Source organism: uncultured Streptomyces sp. (genome assembly GCF_947488945.1).
Lineage (GTDB): Bacteria > Actinomycetota > Actinomycetes > Streptomycetales > Streptomycetaceae > Streptomyces.
In genome coordinates this window covers 318,676-337,574 of the sequence record NZ_CANLBS010000008.1, presented here as the reverse complement: position 1 = coordinate 337,574, position 18,899 = coordinate 318,676, and the positions used below count along the sequence as shown (strand labels likewise).

General features: G+C 73.2%; 19 protein-coding genes. 14 read left to right on the top strand and 5 right to left on the bottom strand.

The genetic code is table 11. The annotated features are described in order from the left end of the window. Window positions 1–34 precede the first annotated feature (34 nt). The 3 genes from Q0994_RS16020 to Q0994_RS16010 all read left to right on the top strand — a co-directional run bounded on the left by Q0994_RS16020 (window position 35) and on the right by Q0994_RS16010 (window position 3,354). Window positions 35–1,030, top strand: a complete 996-nt coding sequence (locus Q0994_RS16020) for an aldo/keto reductase (RefSeq protein WP_299534813.1) — start codon at window positions 35–37, stop codon at window positions 1,028–1,030. Window positions 1,031–1,153: 123 nt separating this feature from the next. After that, window positions 1,154–2,851, top strand: a complete 1,698-nt coding sequence (locus Q0994_RS16015; RefSeq protein WP_299534811.1) for an FUSC family protein — start codon at window positions 1,154–1,156, stop codon at window positions 2,849–2,851. After that, entirely contained in the window at window positions 2,848–3,354 is a 507-nt protein-coding gene (locus tag Q0994_RS16010; protein WP_299534809.1) for a MarR family winged helix-turn-helix transcriptional regulator, read from the top strand. Before Q0994_RS16015 ends, Q0994_RS16010 begins: the two co-directional genes overlap by 4 nt. 120 nt (window positions 3,355–3,474) lie before the next feature. On the opposite strand, the gene Q0994_RS16005 is transcribed toward Q0994_RS16010, so the two are convergent. Next, on the bottom strand, window positions 3,475–4,239 hold the full coding sequence (locus Q0994_RS16005; protein WP_299534807.1) for an IclR family transcriptional regulator: 765 nt from the start codon (window positions 4,237–4,239) through the stop codon (window positions 3,475–3,477). A gap of 624 nt (window positions 4,240–4,863) precedes the next feature. On the opposite strand from Q0994_RS16005, the gene Q0994_RS16000 reads away from it, so the two are divergent. From Q0994_RS16000 to Q0994_RS15975, 6 genes are all read left to right on the top strand, one after another. Continuing rightward, window positions 4,864–6,501: a sensor histidine kinase KdpD gene (locus Q0994_RS16000; RefSeq protein WP_299534805.1), complete on the top strand. Its 1,638-nt coding sequence runs from the start codon at window positions 4,864–4,866 to the stop codon at window positions 6,499–6,501. Beyond that, the gene (locus Q0994_RS15995) at window positions 6,498–6,905 is read left to right on the top strand and encodes a roadblock/LC7 domain-containing protein (protein ID WP_299534802.1); all 408 of its coding nucleotides are present in this window, start codon (window positions 6,498–6,500) and stop codon (window positions 6,903–6,905) included. Before Q0994_RS16000 ends, Q0994_RS15995 begins: the two co-directional genes overlap by 4 nt. Then, complete coding sequence (locus tag Q0994_RS15990) at window positions 6,902–7,273, top strand: DUF742 domain-containing protein (RefSeq protein ID WP_299534799.1); 372 nt, start codon at window positions 6,902–6,904, stop codon at window positions 7,271–7,273. Before Q0994_RS15995 ends, Q0994_RS15990 begins: the two co-directional genes overlap by 4 nt. Continuing rightward, entirely contained in the window at window positions 7,254–7,868 is a 615-nt protein-coding gene (locus tag Q0994_RS15985) for an ATP/GTP-binding protein (RefSeq protein ID WP_299534796.1), read from the top strand. The genes Q0994_RS15990 and Q0994_RS15985 overlap by 20 nt, the downstream gene beginning before the upstream one ends. A 62-nt stretch (window positions 7,869–7,930) precedes the next feature. Further along, window positions 7,931–9,421: a cytochrome P450 gene (locus tag Q0994_RS15980; protein ID WP_299534793.1), complete on the top strand. Its 1,491-nt coding sequence runs from the start codon at window positions 7,931–7,933 to the stop codon at window positions 9,419–9,421. 93 nt (window positions 9,422–9,514) lie between these two features. After that, window positions 9,515–10,861, top strand: a complete 1,347-nt coding sequence (locus Q0994_RS15975; RefSeq protein WP_299534791.1) for a 6-phospho-beta-glucosidase — start codon at window positions 9,515–9,517, stop codon at window positions 10,859–10,861. Between the two features lie 10 nt (window positions 10,862–10,871). On the opposite strand, the gene Q0994_RS15970 is transcribed toward Q0994_RS15975, so the two are convergent. Continuing rightward, window positions 10,872–11,306, bottom strand: a complete 435-nt coding sequence (locus Q0994_RS15970) for a hypothetical protein (protein ID WP_299534789.1) — start codon at window positions 11,304–11,306, stop codon at window positions 10,872–10,874. After that, window positions 11,300–11,758: an anti-sigma regulatory factor gene (locus tag Q0994_RS15965; RefSeq protein WP_299534787.1), complete on the bottom strand. Its 459-nt coding sequence runs from the start codon at window positions 11,756–11,758 to the stop codon at window positions 11,300–11,302. The genes Q0994_RS15970 and Q0994_RS15965 overlap by 7 nt, the downstream gene beginning before the upstream one ends. A 206-nt stretch (window positions 11,759–11,964) precedes the next feature. Between Q0994_RS15965 and Q0994_RS15960 the strand changes: the two genes are divergently transcribed. The 3 genes from Q0994_RS15960 (at window position 11,965) to Q0994_RS15950 (ending at window position 13,965) form a co-directional block, all read left to right on the top strand. Next, window positions 11,965–12,825 (top strand): helix-turn-helix transcriptional regulator, encoded by an 861-nt coding sequence (locus Q0994_RS15960; protein WP_299534785.1) that lies wholly within the window; start codon window positions 11,965–11,967, stop codon window positions 12,823–12,825. Beyond that, window positions 12,825–13,061 (top strand): DUF397 domain-containing protein, encoded by a 237-nt coding sequence (locus Q0994_RS15955; RefSeq protein ID WP_299534783.1) that lies wholly within the window; start codon window positions 12,825–12,827, stop codon window positions 13,059–13,061. The genes Q0994_RS15960 and Q0994_RS15955 overlap by 1 nt, the downstream gene beginning before the upstream one ends. A gap of 94 nt (window positions 13,062–13,155) precedes the next feature. Beyond that, on the top strand, window positions 13,156–13,965 hold the full coding sequence (locus tag Q0994_RS15950) for an SAM-dependent methyltransferase (protein WP_299534781.1): 810 nt from the start codon (window positions 13,156–13,158) through the stop codon (window positions 13,963–13,965). Between the two features lie 28 nt (window positions 13,966–13,993). Here Q0994_RS15950 and Q0994_RS15945 read toward each other — a convergent pair whose 3' ends face one another. Beyond that, window positions 13,994–15,481 (bottom strand): membrane-associated oxidoreductase, encoded by a 1,488-nt coding sequence (locus Q0994_RS15945; RefSeq protein ID WP_299534778.1) that lies wholly within the window; start codon window positions 15,479–15,481, stop codon window positions 13,994–13,996. A 150-nt stretch (window positions 15,482–15,631) separates the two neighbouring features. On the opposite strand from Q0994_RS15945, the gene Q0994_RS15940 reads away from it, so the two are divergent. Beyond that, window positions 15,632–16,078, top strand: coding sequence for a YchJ family protein (locus Q0994_RS15940; RefSeq protein WP_299534775.1), 447 nt, complete (start codon window positions 15,632–15,634; stop codon window positions 16,076–16,078). 43 nt (window positions 16,079–16,121) lie between these two features. Beyond that, window positions 16,122–16,757, top strand: coding sequence for a GNAT family N-acetyltransferase (locus Q0994_RS15935; protein WP_299534773.1), 636 nt, complete (start codon window positions 16,122–16,124; stop codon window positions 16,755–16,757). Between the two features lie 18 nt (window positions 16,758–16,775). Here Q0994_RS15935 and Q0994_RS15930 read toward each other — a convergent pair whose 3' ends face one another. Beyond that, window positions 16,776–18,869: an MDR family MFS transporter gene (locus Q0994_RS15930; protein ID WP_299534771.1), complete on the bottom strand. Its 2,094-nt coding sequence runs from the start codon at window positions 18,867–18,869 to the stop codon at window positions 16,776–16,778. Window positions 18,870–18,899 lie beyond the last annotated feature (30 nt).

Sequence of the window (18,899 nt, the reverse complement as noted above, 5' to 3'; positions counted from 1 at the left end):
TGGTGGCAGAGCCCGACCGACGAAGGAGAACACCATGAGGACGCGAACCCTGGGCGCCACCGGACCCGCCGTCTCCCTGCTGGGCCTGGGGGCGATGGGAATGTCGGGGGCGTACGGCGCGGCCGACCGCACCGAGTCCATCGCCACCGTGCACGCCGCGCTGGACGCGGGGGTGACGCTGATCGACACCGGCGACTTCTACGCGATGGGCCACAACGAGCTGCTGCTCGCCGAGGCGCTGCGCGGCCGGGACCGGGACGGCTATCTGCTGAGCGTGAAGTTCGGCATGCTGGGCGCCCCCGGCGCCGCGTTCGGGGGGCCGGACTGCCGTCCGGAGGCGGTGAAGAACTTCCTGGCCCATTCACTGACCCGGCTCGGCGTCGACCACATCGACGTCTACCGCCCCGCCCGGCTGGACCCGGCGGTCCCCGTCGAGGAGACGGTGGGCGCGGTCAAGGAGATGATCGACGCCGGTTACGTCCGCCACCTCGGCCTCTCCGAGGTCGACGCCGCGACGGTCCGCCGGGCGCACGCCGTGCATCCGGTGGCCGATCTGCAGATCGAGTACTCGCTGATCTCCCGCGCCGTGGAGGCGGAGGTGCTGCCCACGCTCCGGGAGCTGGGCATCGGGATGACCGCGTACGGAGTCCTCGGCCGCGGGCTGATCTCCGGGCACTGGGCGCCCGGCCGCAGCGGCGGGGAGGGCGACCTGCGCGGCCACAGCCCGCGGTTCTCGGCCGGCAACGTGGAGCACAACCTGGCCTTCGTGGAGGCGCTGCGCAAGGTTGCCGCGGAGAAGGGCCGGACCGTCGCCCAGCTCGCCATCGCCTGGGTGGCCGCGCAGGGCGAGGACATCGTGCCGCTGGTGGGCGCGCGCACGCGGGAGCGGCTGGCCGAGGCGCTGCCCGCGGCGGAGACCGTGCTCACCGCGGACGACCTGGCGGCGATCGAGCGGGCGGTGCCGGCCGGCTCGGCGCGCGGCGACCGCTACCCGGCTGCGTTCATGGCGGGCCTCGGCGTCGGGAACTGAGCCTCTGAGCCCCGGTACCGGCCCACGCGGGCCGGGGCCGGAGCAGGGTCGGGGGACGGGCGGCGGCGGAGGACCGCTCGGCGAGAAGTCTTTCACGGGTGTAATACCTGTTAATCTATATCGGTGAGCGATACAACCACCCTTCCCTCCCCGTCCCGGCACCGCCCCGTCCGCAGACTCCCCCTGAAGGCGGCGCTGCGCCTCGGCCGCCCTTCCGACACCTGGTTCAAACCCGCCCTGAGCGTGGTCGTCGCCTCCCTCGTGCCCAACCTGATCCTGCTGTCCCTGGACCGGCTCGACCTCGTGATGTACACGATGGCCGGTTCGCTCTGCGCCCTGTACGGGCACCACCTGCCGTACGCCCGCCGCGCCGGGACCGTCGCCCGTGTGGTGCTCGGCATGCTCGCGGGCCTGGCGGTGGCACTGATCACCGCGTCGCTCACCGACTCGACGGCGATCCTCATCGCGGTCGGCGCCCTGCTGGCCGCCGCGCAGAAGGCGCTGGTCGACGCCTCCCGCGTCGGACCCCCGGCCCACGTCATCTTCACCTTCGTCACCTCCGCCGCCCTTTTCGCGCCGCAGCAGCTCGACCAGGTCCCCGGCCACCTGGCCCTCACCCTGGCGGTCGGCGCGTTCTCCTGGTGCGTCACCGTCGGACCGGCCCTGCTGCGCCGCGAGGGCCCCGAGCGCCGGGCCACCGCCCGCGCGCTGGACGCCGCGGCCGCCTACACCGCAGACCCCGACCCGCGCAGCCGGCACACCGCCGCGACCGCGGTGCACTCGGCCTGGCAGACGCTGCTCGCCGCCGGCCGGCCCAGCCCCGAGCGGCGTGCCCTGGAACGGCTGGTGGTGACCGCCGAGGCCGCGTTCGCCGGCCGCGGCGACGCCCCGGCCGCCGTCACCGACCCGGCGCGGCTGCGCGCCTGGGCCGCACGGACCCGCGCCCGCGGGCCGGTGCCCGTCGCACCCGACGTCCCCGGCGCCACCGCCGAACTCTTCGGCATCGACGCCGAACGCGCCGGCCGCTCCCGCCGGGACGCCCGCCGCACCATGCTGCGCGCCCTCGGCCCCGGCTCGCCCCTGCTGCCGATCGCCGTCCGCACCCTCATCGGCTGCGCGCTCGCAGGCTACGTCTGCATGGCGCTCGGCGTCGGCCGCCCCTACTGGGCGATCGTCACCGCCGCCTCGCTCTACCAGGCCAACGTCACCCTCACCTGGAACCGGGCGCTCCAGCGCACCCTGGGCAACCTCGTCGGCGTGCTGGTCTTCGCCGCCATCCTCCCGCTCAGCCGGATCGGCGGGCTCGCCCTGGTCCTGTGCTGCCTGTTCTTCAACTTCGCCGCCGAGGCGCTGATCACCCGCAACTACTGGCTCGGCTCCGTCGCGGTGACGCCCATGGCGCTGCTGGTGCTGGAGTTCGGCGGCGCCCACCCGGCGGGCGAACTCATCGGCGACCGGGTCCTGGACACCCTGGTCGGCGCCGCCGTCGGCTTCCTCGTCACCGTGGCGGTCACCAACAAGCGGGCCACCGGACGGGTCGAGCGGGCGCTGGCCGCCGTCGAAGCCGTCCGCGCCGACTCCGTACGGGTCCTCGCGCAGTCCGCTCCGGCCCCCGCCGCCCTCGACGCGTCCCGCCGCCGGCTGACCGCGGCCCTCGTCGAACTGCGCGAAGCCGGCGACACCGCGGCCGGCGAGTGGTGGCAGCGCGCCCTGCCCGAGGAGGAACTGCTCGCGGCCGAACGCGCGGCACACCGTACGCTCGCCGCTACAGCACGACGTCAGGGACTGATCTTTCCGACCCCGGAGAACGGAGCGGTGTGACCGACGACATCGTCGCCAGAGTGGTACGGCAGTGGCAGGCCGTCAGCCCCGGACTCGACACCGGCCCGATGGAGTTGATCGGCCGCATCAACCGCTGCGCCGCGCTGCTCCAGCAGGCCGAGGACGCCCCGCTGCGCACCGCGGGACTCAACCGGGCCGAGTTCGACCTGCTCGGAGCCGTACGGCGGACCGACCGCGAGCTCACCCCCGGCGAGCTGGCCCGGGAGACGTTCTCCTCCGGGGCCGCCGTCACCAAGCGGCTGCGGAGCCTCCAGGAGCGCGGGCTGGTCGAACGCCGCGGCGACGACCGCGACCGCAGGGTCGCGCACGTCCGGCTCACCGAGGACGGCCGGGCGCTGGTCGACCGGCTGCTGCCGGAGCAGCTCGCCTACGAGAACGCGGTGCTCTCCGGACTCGACGGGGCGACCCGCGAGCGGCTCAGCGGCCAGCTCGGCGAACTGCTCGTCCAGTTGGAGGGCAGGCTCGGCGCGGCCCGGCGCTGAACACGGCTCGGGCGCGGGCCCTCCCGGCCGGGGGAGGGCCCGCGCCCGCGTGCCGGGGCGGGTAGGCGTCCGGAGCTACCGCACGGACGCGGACCCGCCTTGGGTGGCTCAGGGGATGGCTCAAGGGGCGGGGCGCGGAGTGAGCAGGGCACCCGCCAGCCGCAGCCCGGCGGCCCGGTCGAGGAGCGCCGGCGGCGCGGCGCGGCCGGCGGGGGCGCAGGCCACCAGAGCGAGCGGATCGCGGCGGCCCGTGCCGGACAGCGGCACGGCGACGGAGTGCATGCCGGGCACCGACTCGCCCAGACCGACGGCGAGTCCGGCGGTGCGGACCGTCGCCAGCTCCGCGAGGAGCGCGGTGCGGGTGGGCAGCGTGTCGGGGGTGACCGGCGCCAGTTCCTCGTCCGGGAAGAGGGTGCGGACCTGGTCGTCGGTCATGGCGGACAGCAGCACCTTGCCGCCCGAGGTGGCGTACGCGGGGTACGTCCGGCCGCGCTCCAGCACCACCCGCACCGGGTGGTCCGACTCGCGTCCGTCGGTGACGAGGGCCTGGTCGCCGATCAGGGCCACGGTCTGCACGGTCTCGCCGGTGAGCCGCAGGGCCTCGTCCAGGACCGCGCCGAGCCGGGCCCGGACGTCCGGGGCGAACCCGGCGGGGCGTCCCAGGCGTACCAGCTCGGGGCCGGGGGCGTACCCCCGTCCCGAGGCGTCGCGGACCGCGAAGCCGCGCGCCTCCAGGGTGGTGAGCACCCGGTGCGCGGTGGACCGGCCGACGTCCAGCGCCTCGGCGGCCCCGGTCACGGTCAGGGTGTCGTGCGTCAGGAAGAGCTGGAGCACCCGCAGTCCGGTGTCCAGCGACTCGATGATGTAACCCCGTGCCGTCGTCATGGTGTCCCCGCTCCCGCCGCTTCCGTCCAGGGCCGACCCCCTCCGGGCCGCCCGCCGGTCCGTCCCGGCCCGACGATGATGACGTGCCGTGACCGGGTGCCCGGTCCCCGGGGCGGCCCTCCGCGGCGTCTGACGGGCGGACCGCGGGACCTCCGTCCGGGGCCGTCAGCATCGCTCCGCGCGCCATCACCCTCGCGCGGAGCGCGAATGTGTTCCTTTCGATCAGGTTCGCTCACATGTGCGCCTGTTCCCCAGGGTGGTACACACGCCCGAGGGAGCTGCTTCATCACAGCAGCTGCGCAGCGGCTGAGCAGCACATAAGGCCAAAAGGGCGGTCGGGGAAGAAGGCATCCGTCCCGCCCCGTGGGACGGATGGGGGGTGGAGTATGCCTCCGGACTGCTCCGTCACTCCCCGCGCACGCTCGGAAGCCGAGCGTGCAAAACAGGCGAGTGTATTACCCCGGACGTGCTCGCGCAGGGGGTTGGGTGAATATGCCGAAGCACTGATCTGATCTGGCTAAGCTCACGCGCAGTGAAGTCGAGTTACCGCCCGTTCGCGCACTTGTTCGCGGTTCTCCCCACACCTGCGCATACATCCCGGAATCAACCGCCAGAGGGTTTTAGATGGTCCGTGTCGAATCACCGCCGACCGAACGGAAGATCCCCGTGGTCCGCGTCCTCCTGCTGCCCCTCGTGCTGCTCGTCGGCACGACCGCAGCCGGCGTATCGCTGGTCACCCAGGCCGCGCGGATACCAGTCGCCGTGTCCGGTGCGCTCGCCACGATCGTGGTCTCCGTGCTCGCCGTCGCACTCCACCGCAAGGGACGCGAACTCCGCGTCCAGAGGGCCCGCTACGAACAGCGCGTCACCCACCTGGAACGGCGCATCGCCGCCCACGACGACGAGACGGTCCGACTCACCAGGGACCTGATGCCGACCGCGATCAGGACCCTGCGCTCCGGCAACTCGCCGGACGAGGTCATGCGCGACGTCGTGGACGCCGACCCGGCCTTCCGCAACCTGCCCAGGGCCCTGCGCCACCTCCTCCTCGTCGTCCTGAAGATCATCGACGACGAGGAAGCACGCCGTGACTCCGCGCAGCGCGCGTTCGTCAGCGTCGCCCGGCGCGTCCAGGCGATCGTGCACCGCCAGGCCAGCGAACTCCGCGAGATGGAGGACCACTACGGGCGCAACCCCGAGGTCTTCGACGACCTGCTGCGCATCGACCACGGCACCGCCCTGATCGGCCGCCTCGCCGACTCGATCGCCGTCCTCGGCGGCGCCAGGCCCAGCCGCCAGTGGCCCAAGCCCGTGCCGCTGTTCAGCGTGCTGCGCGGCGCGATGTCCCGCATCCTCGAATACCAGCGCGTCGACCTGCACTCGATCTCCAAGGTCGCCATCGTCGGCACCGCCGTCGAACCGCTCATCCACGCCTGCGCCGAGCTGCTCGACAACGCGACCCGCTACTCGCCGCCGCAGACCCGGGTGCACGTCACCGCGGTCGAGGTGCAGACCGGCATCGCCATCGAGATCGAGGACGGCGGCGTCAGCCTCAGCGAGGAGGCCCGCGCGCGGGCCGAGAACATGCTCGCCCAGGCCCAGGCCGGCATCAACATGAACGACCTCGGCGAGTCCCCCCGCCTCGGCATGGCCGTCGTCGGCCGGCTCGCCCGCATGTACCAGCTCCAGGTGTCGCTGCGTCAGTCGGCCTACGGCGGCGTCCGCGCCGTCCTCATCGTGCCCCGCGAGATGATCACCACCGGCCCCGCACCCGGCATCGCGCACGGCATCGGCGCCACCTCGCGGCCCACCAGCTCGCTGGACATGTCCCAGCTCCAGCACGTCGTGCCGCCGGCCGGCAAGCGCAAGGCCCGCACCGCGGCGACCGGACCGGTGCCCTCCGCCGTCACCGCACCCGCCGCCCGCCCCCCGGTGCCCGCCCCGGCGGCCATGGAGGACGAAGCACCGGTGGTCACCGAATGGACCGAGAACGGTCTGCCGCAACGCCGCAGCCGGGGCCGCGCCCCGCTCGGCTCGCACAACCTTCCCCAGCAGGCCCCGGCCCCGGCCGGAGCGGGCGGAGGCGGCACGCACCCGGGCGGCGGCGGCCAGGACGGCGGCCGGGCCACCGGCTCCTCCGGCGGGGAGAAGCCCCCCGGGCTGTGGCTCGAGGCCTTCACCAAGGCCGTCAACGGCGTGCCGCAGGACCGCAAGAACGGCGAAGACTCTGACGACGCGTGGGACAAGGGAGACCTGAAGTGATCCAGCAACGGGGAAACATGGACTGGATGCTCAAGGAACTGGCCGAGGACGTGCCGAGCATCCACCAGATCGTGGTGCTCTCCTCGGACGGGCTGCGCATCGCCATGCACGGCGGCGACCCCGACGTCGCCGACCGCCTCGCGGCGGCGTGCGCCGGGCTGCAGAGCCTGGCCGCCGCGGTCGCCACCGAGATCCCCTACAGCGACGGCCTGATGAAGCTCGTCGTCATCGAGGTCACCGGCGGATTCTTCTACCTGATGGCCGCCGGCACGGGCGCCTACCTCGCGGTGCTCGCCGGTGAGACCGTCGACGCCGGACTCGTCGGCGCCCGCATGCGGGACATGGTGGTCCGCATCGGCGCCCACCTGACCAGTCCGCCGCGACACGACGGGCAGGCCGGATGAACGCTCCCCGGAGGGAGCGCCGCTCTGCCGATCCCGCCCTGAACGACCCGGAACGGCTGTACGTGATCACCGGTGACCTGGAGGGCAGCGAGCGCGCGGCGCTCGACCTGGTCACCATGGTCGTGGCCCACGCGGAGCCCTCCCCGACCTTCCAGCCGGAACAGGCGGCAATCCTGAAGCTCTGTCAGGCGCCGTTGTCCGTGGCCGAGATCTCGGCGTACCTCGGCCTCCCCTTCAGCGTGGTCACCTCGCTGCTGACCGAATTACTCGCGTCCGACCTGATCGAGTCCCGGGCGCCCATCGTTCGCGCCACCCTGCCCGACCGGTCCCTTCTCGAAGCGGTGATGCATGGACTTCAGAAGCTCTGACACGATCTCCGGCCCCCGTACCGAGGACGTCCTGCCCACCACGGCCACCGCCGCGGTCAAGGTCGTGATCGTCGGCGGGTTCGGGGTCGGCAAGACGACGATGGTCGGTTCCGTCAGCGAGATCCGGCCGCTCACCACCGAAGAGACCATGACCCAGGCCGGCGTCGGCGTCGACGACAACGCCGGGGTGGAGAGCAAGACCGCCACCACCGTCGCCATGGACTTCGGCCGGATCAGCCTCAGCGACGAACTCATCCTCTACCTGTTCGGCACCCCGGGCCAGGAGCGCTTCTGGTTCCTGTGGAACGGGCTCTTCGAGGGCGCGCTCGGCGCGGTCGTGCTGATCGACACCCGCCGGCTCGAAGTCAGCTTCGACGTGATCGGCCGGCTGGAGGAGCGCGGCGTGCCGTTCGTCGTCGCCGTGAACACCTTCCCCGGTGCTCCCAAGCACCCGGTCGCCTCGCTGCGCGCCGCGCTCGACCTGCCCGACGAGGTCCCCATGATCGACTGCGACGCGCGGCTGCGGGCGTCCAGCCGCGACGTGCTGATGACCCTGATGCGGTACCTCCACAGCCTCGCCGTCCCCCTCGCCTGACGGGCGGCGCGCGCGGAAACCGCCGCGCCCACACCCCCGAGCCACCCATTCCTGGAGTCACAGTGACAACCCCCTTCCACGACGAACCCGGCACCGCGTCGGGCCCCGTCCCTCCGCCCGGGTGCCCCGCGCACGACCCCGGCATCGGGCCCGGAGGCGTACGCCGGTACTACGGCCCGGAGGCCGAGAAGGACCCCGCCGGTCTGTACGCCAAGCTGCGCGCCGAGCACGGCACCGTCGCCCCGGTCCTGCTGCACGGCGACGTCCCCGCCTGGCTGGTCCTCGGCCACAGCGAGAACCTGCACGTGACCCGCACGCCCTCGCAGTTCTCCCGCGACTCCCGCCGCTGGCGCGCCCTCCAGGACGGCACCGTCGCCCCGGACCACCCGCTCGCGCCGATCTTCACCTACCAGCCGGTCTGCGTCTTCGCCGACGGCGCGACCCACGAACGCCAGCGCGGCGCGGTCACCGACGCCATGGAGCGGATCGACACCCGCGGCGTCCGCCGGCACATCAACCGCTTCAGCAACCGGCTGGTCAACGACTTCTGCCTCAAGGGCACCGCCGACCTCGTCAGCCAGTTCGCCGACCACCTGCCGATGATGGTGATGTGCGCCGTCTTCGGCATGCCCGAGGAGTACGACGAGCGGCTGGTGCAGGCCGCCCGCGACATGACCCGCGGCACCGAGACCGCCGTGGCCAGCAACGCCTACGTCGTCGAGGTGCTCACCCGCCTGGTCGAGCGCCGCCGCGCCGCGCCCGAGCCCGACTTCGCCAGTCGGCTCATCGAGCACAGCGCCGCGCTGACCGACCTGGAGGTGGTCGAGCACCTGCGCCTGACGCTGATCGCCGCCTACGAGTCCACCGCCAACCTCATCGCCAACGTGCTCCGCATGGTGCTCACCGATCCCCGGTTCCGGGCGCGGCTCAGCGGCGGCCACATGACCATCCCCGAGGCGGTGGAGCAGACCCTCTGGGACGAACCGCCGTTCTCCCTGGTCTTCGGGCGCTGGGCGGTCGGCGACACCGAGCTCGGCGGCAAGCACATCAAGGAGGGGGACGCGCTGCTCATCGGCGTCGCCGCCGCCAACAGCGACCCGGCGGTCCGCCCCGACCTGAAGGCGAGCATGGAGGGCAACCGCGCCCACCTCGCCTTCAGTGGCGGCCCCCACGAGTGCCCCGGCCAGGACATCGGCCGCGCGATCGCGGACGTCGGCGTGGACGCGCTGCTGATGCGCCTGCCCGACCTGGAGCTGGCGGTACCGGAGGAGGAACTGAGCTGGATGGGCACCATCATGTCCCGCCACCTGATGGAGCTCCCCGTCCAGTTCGCCCCCAGCCCCCAGCAGGAGATCGACGACGAGCCGCAGCCCGCCTCGGCCCGCCCCCGGCCCCGCGCCGACTGGGTCGTCTCCTCCCCGGAGCCGGCCGCCCCCGCACCGGAATCCGCCGGGTCCGCCGAGGCCCCGGCCGCCACCGTGCCCCGGCAGCGCGTCCCCGGCGCCCCCGCCCGGCTCTGGCAGGCCGTCTCCCGCTGGTGGAGCGGCTACTGACCCCCCCCGGCCGGGTCCCGTGCACCGGGGGAGTCGCGGGCCCGTGCCCGCGGCTTCCCCGTCCCGCGCCCCGGGCCCGTACCATCGAGCAGCGTGAAGCTGACAATTCTTGGTGGCGGCGGGTTCCGGGTCCCTCTGGTCTACGGGGCGCTGCTCGGCGACCACGCCGAGGGCCGGGTGACCCGGGTGACGCTGTACGACACCGACGCCGACCGCCTCTCGGCCGTCGCGCGGGTGCTGGCCGAGCAGGCCGCGGGCGTGCCCGACGCGCCGGACGTCGTCGCCACGTCCGACCTGGACGAGGCGCTGCGCGGCGCGGACTTCGTCTTCTCCGCGATCAGGGTGGGCGGCCTCGCGGGCCGCGCCGCCGACGAGCGGATCGCGCTGGCCGAAGGGGTGCTGGGCCAGGAGACCGTCGGCGCGGGCGGCATCGCGTACGGGCTGCGCACCGTGCCCGTCGCGGTGGACCTCGCCCGGCGGATCGGCAGGCTCGCCCCGGACGCCTGGGTCATCAACTTCACCAACCCGGCCGGGATGGTCACCGAGGCGATGTCCCGGCATCTCGGCGACCGGGTCGTCGGCATCTGCGACACCCCGGTCGGTCTCGGCCGCCGGATCGCCCGGGTCCTCGGCGCCGACCCGGACCGCGCCTGGATCGACTACGCGGGCCTCAACCACCTCGGCTGGGTCCAGGGCCTGTACGTCGACGGGCGGGACGCGCTGCCCCGGCTGCTCGCCGACGACGGCCTGCTGGGCTCCTTCGAGGAGGGCAAGCTCTTCGGGACCGGCCTGCTGCGTTCGCTCGGCGCGATCCCCAACGAGTACCTGCACTACTACTACTACAACCGCGAGGCGGTCCGCGCCTACCAGGAGGCCGGACAGACCCGGGGCGCCTTCCTCAGCGAGCAGCAGCAGGGCTTCTACGCCCGGATGCGGGAGCCCGGCACCCCGGCGTTCGCCACCTGGGACCGCACCCGCGCCGAGCGGGAGGCGACCTACATGTCGGAGAACCGCGAGGTGTCCGGCGCGGGGGAGCGGGCCGCCGCCGACCTGGAGTCCGGCGGCTACGAACAGGTCGCGCTGGCCCTGATGCGGGCCGTCGCCCGCAACGAGCGCACCTCGCTGATCCTCAACGTCCGCAACCGCACCACCCTGCCGGGGCTGGACGCGGACGCCGTCGTCGAGGTGCCCTGCCTCGTCGACGCGAACGGCGCCCACCCGGTGACGGTCAGCCCGCTGCCCGCGCACGCCTCGGGCCTCGTCCACGCGGTGAAGGCCGTCGAGCGGTCCGTGCTGGAGGCGGCGGAGAGCGGCTCCCGGTCCGTGGCCGCCCGCGCGTTCGCGCTGCACCCGCTGGTCGACTCCGTCACCGTCGCGCGCCGGCTCGTCGACGCCTACACCGCGGCCCACCCGCAACTCGGCTACCTCGACCGCCCCTGAGGCCGCGCGGTCAGGACGCTCCGACCGGGCTCGACGCCGGTCCCCAGGTCGGCGACACCCCGGTGACCTGGCACACCATCAGGAACAGCGGGATGGGGGGCGTGTAGGGGGTGCGGCTTTCCGGAGCGTGGATCAGCCGCGGCCGCACGGCGGGCACCAGCGCCCCCGGGGCGTACCGGGCCTGCTCGGGCCAGACGAGGTCCTGGTCGGAGCCCGCCGGGACGATCCACCACCAGCGGTCCGCGTCGGCGAACACGCAGCCGGTGCGCGGCAGGTGCGACATCAGGTGGAACCCGTGCTCGGCGGGCACCCCCACCGCGTCGTACCCGAGGCTCGCGGACAGCTCGGGCGGGAGGGGGAGCTGGACCCGGGCGCCGGTGCCGTCGCAGGGCGGGGCGTCGGCGGGGCGGGCGCCGCGCAGGCGGGACAAGGCGTTCCTCAGCACGGCTGCCCCGCACCGTGCGGCAGTTCCGCCCAGACGATGCGGCCCCGGACCCCGTCGTCGTCGCCGTGCGACCCCCAGGCCTCCGACAGGGCGTCCACCAGCAGCAGTCCCCGCCCGTGCTCGTCGTCGGAGGTGTCCCGCAGGCGTGGTCCGGTCCGGTGGCCCTGGTCCTGCACGGCTATCCGCAGCAGCCGGTCCAGCCGCTGGAGCTCGCAGACGACCCGTGAGCTCGCGGTGTGCACCACCGCGTTGGTGACCAGTTCGGAGACGATCAGGGTCGCGGCGTCGCACACGTCGGCGCCCAGCTTCCACAGCGCCAGTCCGCTCCGGGTCAACTCGCGCGCGCCCGCCACCGAATCGGCCCGCGCGGGCAGCGCGAAGCAGAAGCGGAGTGCTTCCGTCCCGGGGCGGAGGTCCATGAGCCGGGGGATGAGCGCACTGCCAGGTGCCACGACCGAATCCTCACAGTGGGGCTGTGCCACGCGCCGCACCCACGACGGACAGGGAGAGGTGGTGACTGCACGAACAGGTTCTGTCACCAACTCTCCTCCCGTCACGAACACTTGGCAAGGGGCACTCTGAAATTTCCAGAGTGGACGTGTCCCCGCCGCCGTCCGCATGTCACACTGCTCGCAAACAGTCCATGGGGAGGTCCCAAGTGAGCGAACCGCGGTCCGCCCCCACCGTGGGCCAGGTCGTCCTCGGCAAGCGCCTCCAGGACCTGCGCGAACGCGTGGGCCTGGGCCGCGACGAGGCGGCGAAGGTGCTGCGGGTCGCGCCGGCGACCATACGCAGGATGGAGACGGCCGAGGTCGCCCTCAAAATCCCGTACGTCCAGCTCCTGTTGAAGGCCTACGGCGTCCCCGACGGCGAGGCGGACGCCTTCGTCGAACTCGCCGAGGAAGCCAACAAGCCCGGCTGGTGGCAGCGCTACCACGACGTCCTGCCCGACTGGTTCTCCATGTACGTCAGCCTGGAAGGCGCCGCCTCCCTGCTGCGCATGTACGAACCGCACTTCGTGCCCGGTCTGCTCCAGACCGAGGACTACGCCCGCTCCGTGCTGCGCACCGGAGCCGTCGGGCAGACCCGCCCGGCCGACATCGAGCGCCACGTCGACCTGCGGATGCAACGCCAGTCCCTGCTGGCCAAGCCCGACGCGCCGAAGCTGTGGGTCATCATGGACGAGACGGTCCTGCGCCGCCCCGTCGGCAGCCCCGACACGATGCGCGCCCAGATCGACAAGATGCTCGAAGCCACCGAGCTGTCCCACGTGACGCTCCAGATCGCGGAGTTCTCGACCGGACACCACCCCGGCACGTACGGCCCCTTCGTGCTCTTCCGCTTCGGCGTCCCCGAACTGCCGGACATGGTCTACAGCGAGTACCTGACCGGCGCCGTCTACTTCGACGCGCGCCCGGAGGTCGCCTCCTACCTGGAGGCCATGGACCGCATGGCGGCTCAGGCCGCGACTGCACCACGCACGAAGGACATTCTCCGGAACGTCCGCAAGGAGCTGTGATGAGCCACATATACAACGGCATGCCGGCCGCCGACCTCGGCTCCGAGGGCTGGTACAAGCCGTGGAGCGGCGGCAACGGCGGCAACTGCGTCGAGGCCATGAAGCTGGCCGACGGCCGGGTCGCCGTGCGCCAGTCGGCCGACCCCGACGGCCCCGCGCTCATCTACTCCCACGGCGAGATCGCCGCCTTCATCCAGGGTGCGAAGGCCGGCCAGGCCGATTTCCTCCTCACCTGAGCGCACCGCCGCGTATTCTCCAGCCACACCCCAGCCCCACGCCCAGCCCCACGCAGCCAACCCCCGCCACGACGGACGACCAACGGAGCGCGCCATGACCGGGCAGGAACCGCAGGCCATCGAGATCGACACCACCAAGCCGCATCCCGCGCGGATGTACGACTGGTTCCTCGGCGGCAAGGACAACTACCCGGTCGACGAGGAGATGGCCCGCCAACTGCTCGCCCTGGACGCCCGCGGCGGAGACATGGCCAAGGTCAACCGCGCCTTCATGCACCGCGCCACCCGGTGGCTGGCCTCGCGCGGCGTCCGCCAGTTCCTGGACATCGGCACCGGCATACCCACCGAGCCGAACCTGCACCAGATCGCCCAAGCGGCCGCGCCCGACGCCAGGGTCGTCTACTGCGACAACGACCCGATCGTGCTCGCCCACGCGGCGGCCCTGCTGCGCTCGACGCCCGAGGGCGCCACCGAGTACATCCAGGTCGACGCCCGGAAGCCGGGCACGATCCTCGAAGAGGCCGGCAAGGTGCTCGACTTCGACCAGCCGGTCGCCCTCTCGCTGCTGGCGCTGCTGCACTTCCTGGACGACGAGGACGGGGCCGCCGAGCTGGTCGACCGCCTGGTGGAGCGGCTGGCCCCCGGCAGCTATCTCGTCCTGTCCCAGACCACCGGCGACTTCAACCCGGAGGGCGCCGCCCAGGCACGGGCGATGTACAAGGAGCGCGGCATGACGTTCCGCCCGCGCACCCGTGACGAGGTCACCGCGTTCTTCCACGGCCTGGAACTGGTCGAGCCGGGCGTCTCCCTCTCCGCCGACTGGCACCCCGAGCTGGGCGAGGTCATCCCCGTCCCCGGCGACGAGCCGATCCCCGGCTACGCGGGCGTCGCCCGCAAGAACTGACGTCGCGTCGGTAAAAGCTGACGCCACGTCATTGACGGCTGACGGACCGGGTGATGCCCGCCGCGATGGTGGTCGCGAGCAGCCACCCGGTCACGATCAGCAGATACGACAGCCACTGGTATCCGCCCTGCGGGTCGAACGCCTTCTCCTGGCCGAAATCGACGATCGGCAGCAGCAGGTCCAGGGTGTAGAACACCGCGTTGAACGGCGGCGCCTCGTCGGGCTTCAGCGGCGACGGCGGGTGCGCGGCGAACAGTGCCGCCCCCGCCAGCAGCAGCGAGAACAGCCACCCCGCCGCCCGCACCGGCCGGAAGCCGTACCCGACGGTCACGTCCTGCAGCAGCCCCCAGAACTTCGCGTACGCGGGCAGCGTGGCACGGTACCCGCGTTCCTTGGCCAGCAGCACCGTGCGCGCCGCGTCCCCGTCCCCGATCCGCCGGTACGAGGCTGCCAACTGCTCGTACCCGTACGGCACATGGCCCTGGTCGTCGCGCTCCAGCAGCGCCAACCGCTGTACGGCGGGCAGGTGGGGGGTCAGCGAGGTGTACGTCAGGCCGTCGGTCTGGACCCGGACCGGCCAGACCGAGGGCTCGGCGTGCAGCAGCTCCGTCCGGGTGCGGCGCAGGTTCACCGTGCCCTCGATCGGCGCGGCCTCCCGCAGCCAGATCTCGCCCACCACCATGCCGCTGGCGCGCAGCGCCACCCCCTCGGGGTGGGAGAACCGCGCGTGAGCGAAGTTGAGCTGCCCCGGTATCCGGACCCCGCGCAGATTGACCCGCCCCCGCGCGACCAGCCGCATGGCGTGCAGGTCGCTGCCGACCGTCAGCGTCTCCGCGTCCAGCGCCGTCCCACCGGGATGGTGCAGCTCCGCGTCGTCCATCCTCACCTGGCCGGTGACGCTCGCGCCCACGAGCGTGAACCCGCCGTGCACCACCGCCCCGAGTGCCCAGACGTCGTCCCCGGTCACCGCGTGGCTCAGCACGAGCGCCGGACCGTCCAGCCGCTCCCCGACGCCGTCCGCCGGCACCCCGATCCTGGCCCGCTCCAGGAACACCGCCTGCTGGACCCGGCAACCGCCCAGCCGCACCGCGCCGGGAACCCGGCAGTCGGTGAGCCGCAGCGCCCCGTCGACCCGCAGGGTGTCCGCGTCCAGGCCGGGCAGCACCGAACGGCTCAGGTTGAGCTGCCGCAGCTGCGCCCCGTACAGGTTCGGCGTCCGCTCGAAGTGGCAGTCGGCCAGCACCACCGCGCAGTCGAAGACCGCGTACCGGACGTTCAGCTCGCCGGTGATCCGGGCGCCCCGCAGCCGCAGCGCGGCGATCTCGCCCTCCGCACGCGGACCGGCCAGCAGCAGGTGACGCAGCACGGCCGCGCGCACCGTCCGCTCCTCGCCCCACCCCGCGCCCGCCTCCGGATCGTCCGCCTCCGCGGCGCCGGTACGGAAGTCCACGACGTCCCCGGACGCGAACGCGTCCCGGACCCGGCGCTCGGCCTCGGTCAGCTCGGTGATCTCCACCGCCGGACTCTGTCCGCCGCCGGGCCGCGGTGTCAAGGTCGCCCGGCGACAACCGCGTTCGCTGCCCGCGCCGCGCCGCCCCGGCCCGTCCCGCACGCCGCCGGCCCGCCCCGATTCCGGCCCGTCCCGGCGGCGGGGGACAATGGAGCCATGTCCCCACGCGCCTCCCGATCGAAGCGACCCGCCGCCCCCGTCCGGGGCCCCGGGATCTCCCCGGAGTCCCCGTGCCCCTGCGGCCTGCCCGCCGCCTACGGCCTGTGCTGCGGCCGGTTCCACGCAGGAGAGGCCCACGCCGCCACCTGCGAACAGCTCATGCGCTCCCGGTACGCCGCCTTCGTCACCCAGGACGCCGACTACCTGCTGCGCACCTGGCTCCAGGAGACCCGGCCACCGTCGATCGCATTCGACCCGGCACTGCGCTGGCAGCGTCTGGAGATCCTGGACGCCACGGACGGCACCGCCTTCCACCGCACCGGCACGGTCACCTTCCGCGCCCACTTCACCGACGACGGCACCCCCGGCACCCTCCACGAGAAGTCCGCCTTCGTCCGCCACGAAGGCCCGTGGGTGTACGCACGGGGCGTCTTCATCGACTGAAAACCGTTGGCCGGGCACTGCCCGGCCGGGTAGTTTCCCGCGCATGATCCCCACGCCGACCGGGCACGGCCACGACGCCCCGCGGGACGCCGACGGCGAGCCCCACGACGCAGCCAGGGTGCCGTGCCGGCACGGCCGCAACATCTCCCTCGCCCCGCTGGAGCTCGAGGACGCCGAGCTCCTGCGGCGGTGGCGTTCCGACCCCGCGGCAGCGCTGGAGGTCGGGGCCTGGCCCAGTTCCCTGCACATGATGAGTGAGCGTGTCGAGCGGTACCTCGCCGACGACGACCGGGACGACTTCCTGGTCCTCCTTCCGGACGGCACCCCCGTCGGCCATGCCGCCCTCGTCGAAGAGAACCTCTCCGACGGCACCGCCGAGGCGTACCTGCTGCTCGACGCCGCGCACCGGGGCCGGGGCGTGGGCGCGTCCGCCCTCGACGCCCTGGTGGACCTGGCGTTCGGCGACCTGCCCCTGCACCGGGTCGAGGCCCTCACCCACACCGGCAACCGGCCCGCGCTCTCCGTGCTGGGCCGGTCGGGCTTCGTCCGCGAAGGGGTGCGCCGTTCGGCGTGCCTGCACCGGGGCCGACGGTACGACCAGGCGGTCCTCTCCCTGCTGAGGCCCGAATGGGAGGCCTTGGCGCGCCCCAGGTCCTGGGAGCACCCGCCGCCGAGCTGAGCCGGGACGGGCGTGGCGTCAGGCTACGGCGCCCACCCGCGTCGATCCGACCGGGCGGGCCGGCGCCGGGGACAGCTCGTGGGCGAGGTCCTCGGCCAGCAGGCGCTTGGCGATCACGTCCACCGCGGCGCGCAGCCGACGGTCGTCCGCCGGGGCGCCGTCCTCGGCCAGCCGGTCGTTGAGCCAGCGGCCCCAGGCGTCGGAGATGACGGCTGCCTCGCGGCTGCCCGCCGCCGTATGGGTGAACAGCCCGCCGTCACCGGTCAGGTACCCCTCGTCCGTCATCCGGGCGAAGACCGGGACCAGCACCTCCGGCGGGACGCGGTGGCGGGCCGCGATCAGGCCGAGGCCCGCGTGCCCGACCATCCGGGTGAAGAGGTCGACCTGCATCACCGCCCAGGCGCCGGCCATGTCGAGCCGGGTGTCCGACTCCGCGACGACCCGCCGCGCGGTGTCCGGGCCCGCGCCCCGCAGGATCTTCGCCACCGACAGCTCCAGCACCCGCGCCGAGTCCCCGGCCGACGGCTGTGCGAACCCCTCGCCCATGTCGGTGGAGCCGGCCCGCGCCGAGTCCCGCAGCTTCACCTGGCGCAGGAAGAGCGAGACGACGAAGCCGATGAGCGCCACCGGCACGGTCCAGAGGAAGACGGTGTGCAGGGTGTCCGCGTACGCCTGCACGATCGGCCCGGACTGGGCGGCCGGCAGCGCGTGCAGCGCCTGCGGGCTCTGCGACGCCTGGGCCATGGCCGCCGGATCGCCGCCGGCCCGTGCGGCGGCGGCCACCCCGTCGCGGAGGCGGGGGGTGAGCGCGTTGGCGTAGATCGTGCCGAACACCGCGGTGCCGAAGGAGCTGCCGAGCGTCCGGAAGAACGTCACCCCCGAGGTGGCGGTGCCCAGGTCGGAGTAGTCGACGGTGTTCTGCACGGCGATCGTCAGCACCTGCATCGCCAGCCCGATGCCCAGACCGAGCACCACCATGTACAGCGACTCCAGCCACACCCCGCTCTCCGGCCCCATCCGCGAGAGCAGGTAGAGCCCGACGGCCATCACCGCCGAGCCGACGATGGGGAAGATCCGGTAGTGGCCGGTCTTGCTGACCACGTTGCCGCTGAAGATCGACGCGACGAGCAGCCCGAGCACCATCGGCAGCGTCCGGACGCCCGAGACGGTCGCCGAGTCCCCGTCCACGTACTGGAGATACGTCGGCAGGAAGACCATCGCGCCGAGCATCGCGAAGCCCACGATGAAGCTCAGGATCGAGCAGACCGTGAAGACCGGGTTGCGGAACAGCCGCATCGGCAGCATCGGTTCCTTCGCCCGCGTCTCCACCACGCAGAACAGGGCCAGCGCCACCACCCCGCCGGCGAACAGACCGATGATCATGGGGGAGCCCCACGCGTACTCGTTGCCGCCCCAGCTCGTGGCGAGGATCAGCGCGCTCGCGCCCACGGCGACCAGCGCGATGCCCAGGTAGTCGATCACCGGCCGGCCCGCCGCCCGGACGGAGGGGATGTTGCGGGCCGCGGCGATCACCACGACGATCGCGATCGGCACGTTGACGTAGAACGCCCAGCGCCAGCTCAGGTGGTCGGTGAACAGGCCGCCCAGCAGCGGCCCGAGGACCGTCGCGATGCCGAACACCGCGCCGATCGCGCCCTGGTACTTGCCCCGCTCGCGCAGCGGGATCACGTCGGCGATCAGCGCCATCGACGTGACCATCAGCCCGCCCGCGCCGATGCCCTGCATGGCGCGCCAGAGGATCAGCAGCAGCATGTCGGAGGCGAGGCCGCACAGGAACGACCCGGTGATGAAGATGATCGCCGACACCTGGAAGACGAGCTTCCGGCCGAACAGGTCGCCGAACTTGCCGACCAGGACCGTCGCCACCGTCTCGGCCAGCAGATACGCGGTCACCACCCACGACATGTGCTCCGCGCCGCCCAGGTCCGAGACGATCGTCGGCAGGGCCGTGCCCACGATCGTCTGGTCCAGCGCGGCCAGCAGCATGCCCAGCACGATGGTGCCGAAGACGACGTTGCGGCGGCGCGGATCGAGGACGGGAGGGGCGGCTGCGCTCTGCGCGGCGGAGGGGGTTTCGCTGGCAGTGGTCACGCTTGCACCCTCACACCGGCCCAGGGGGGC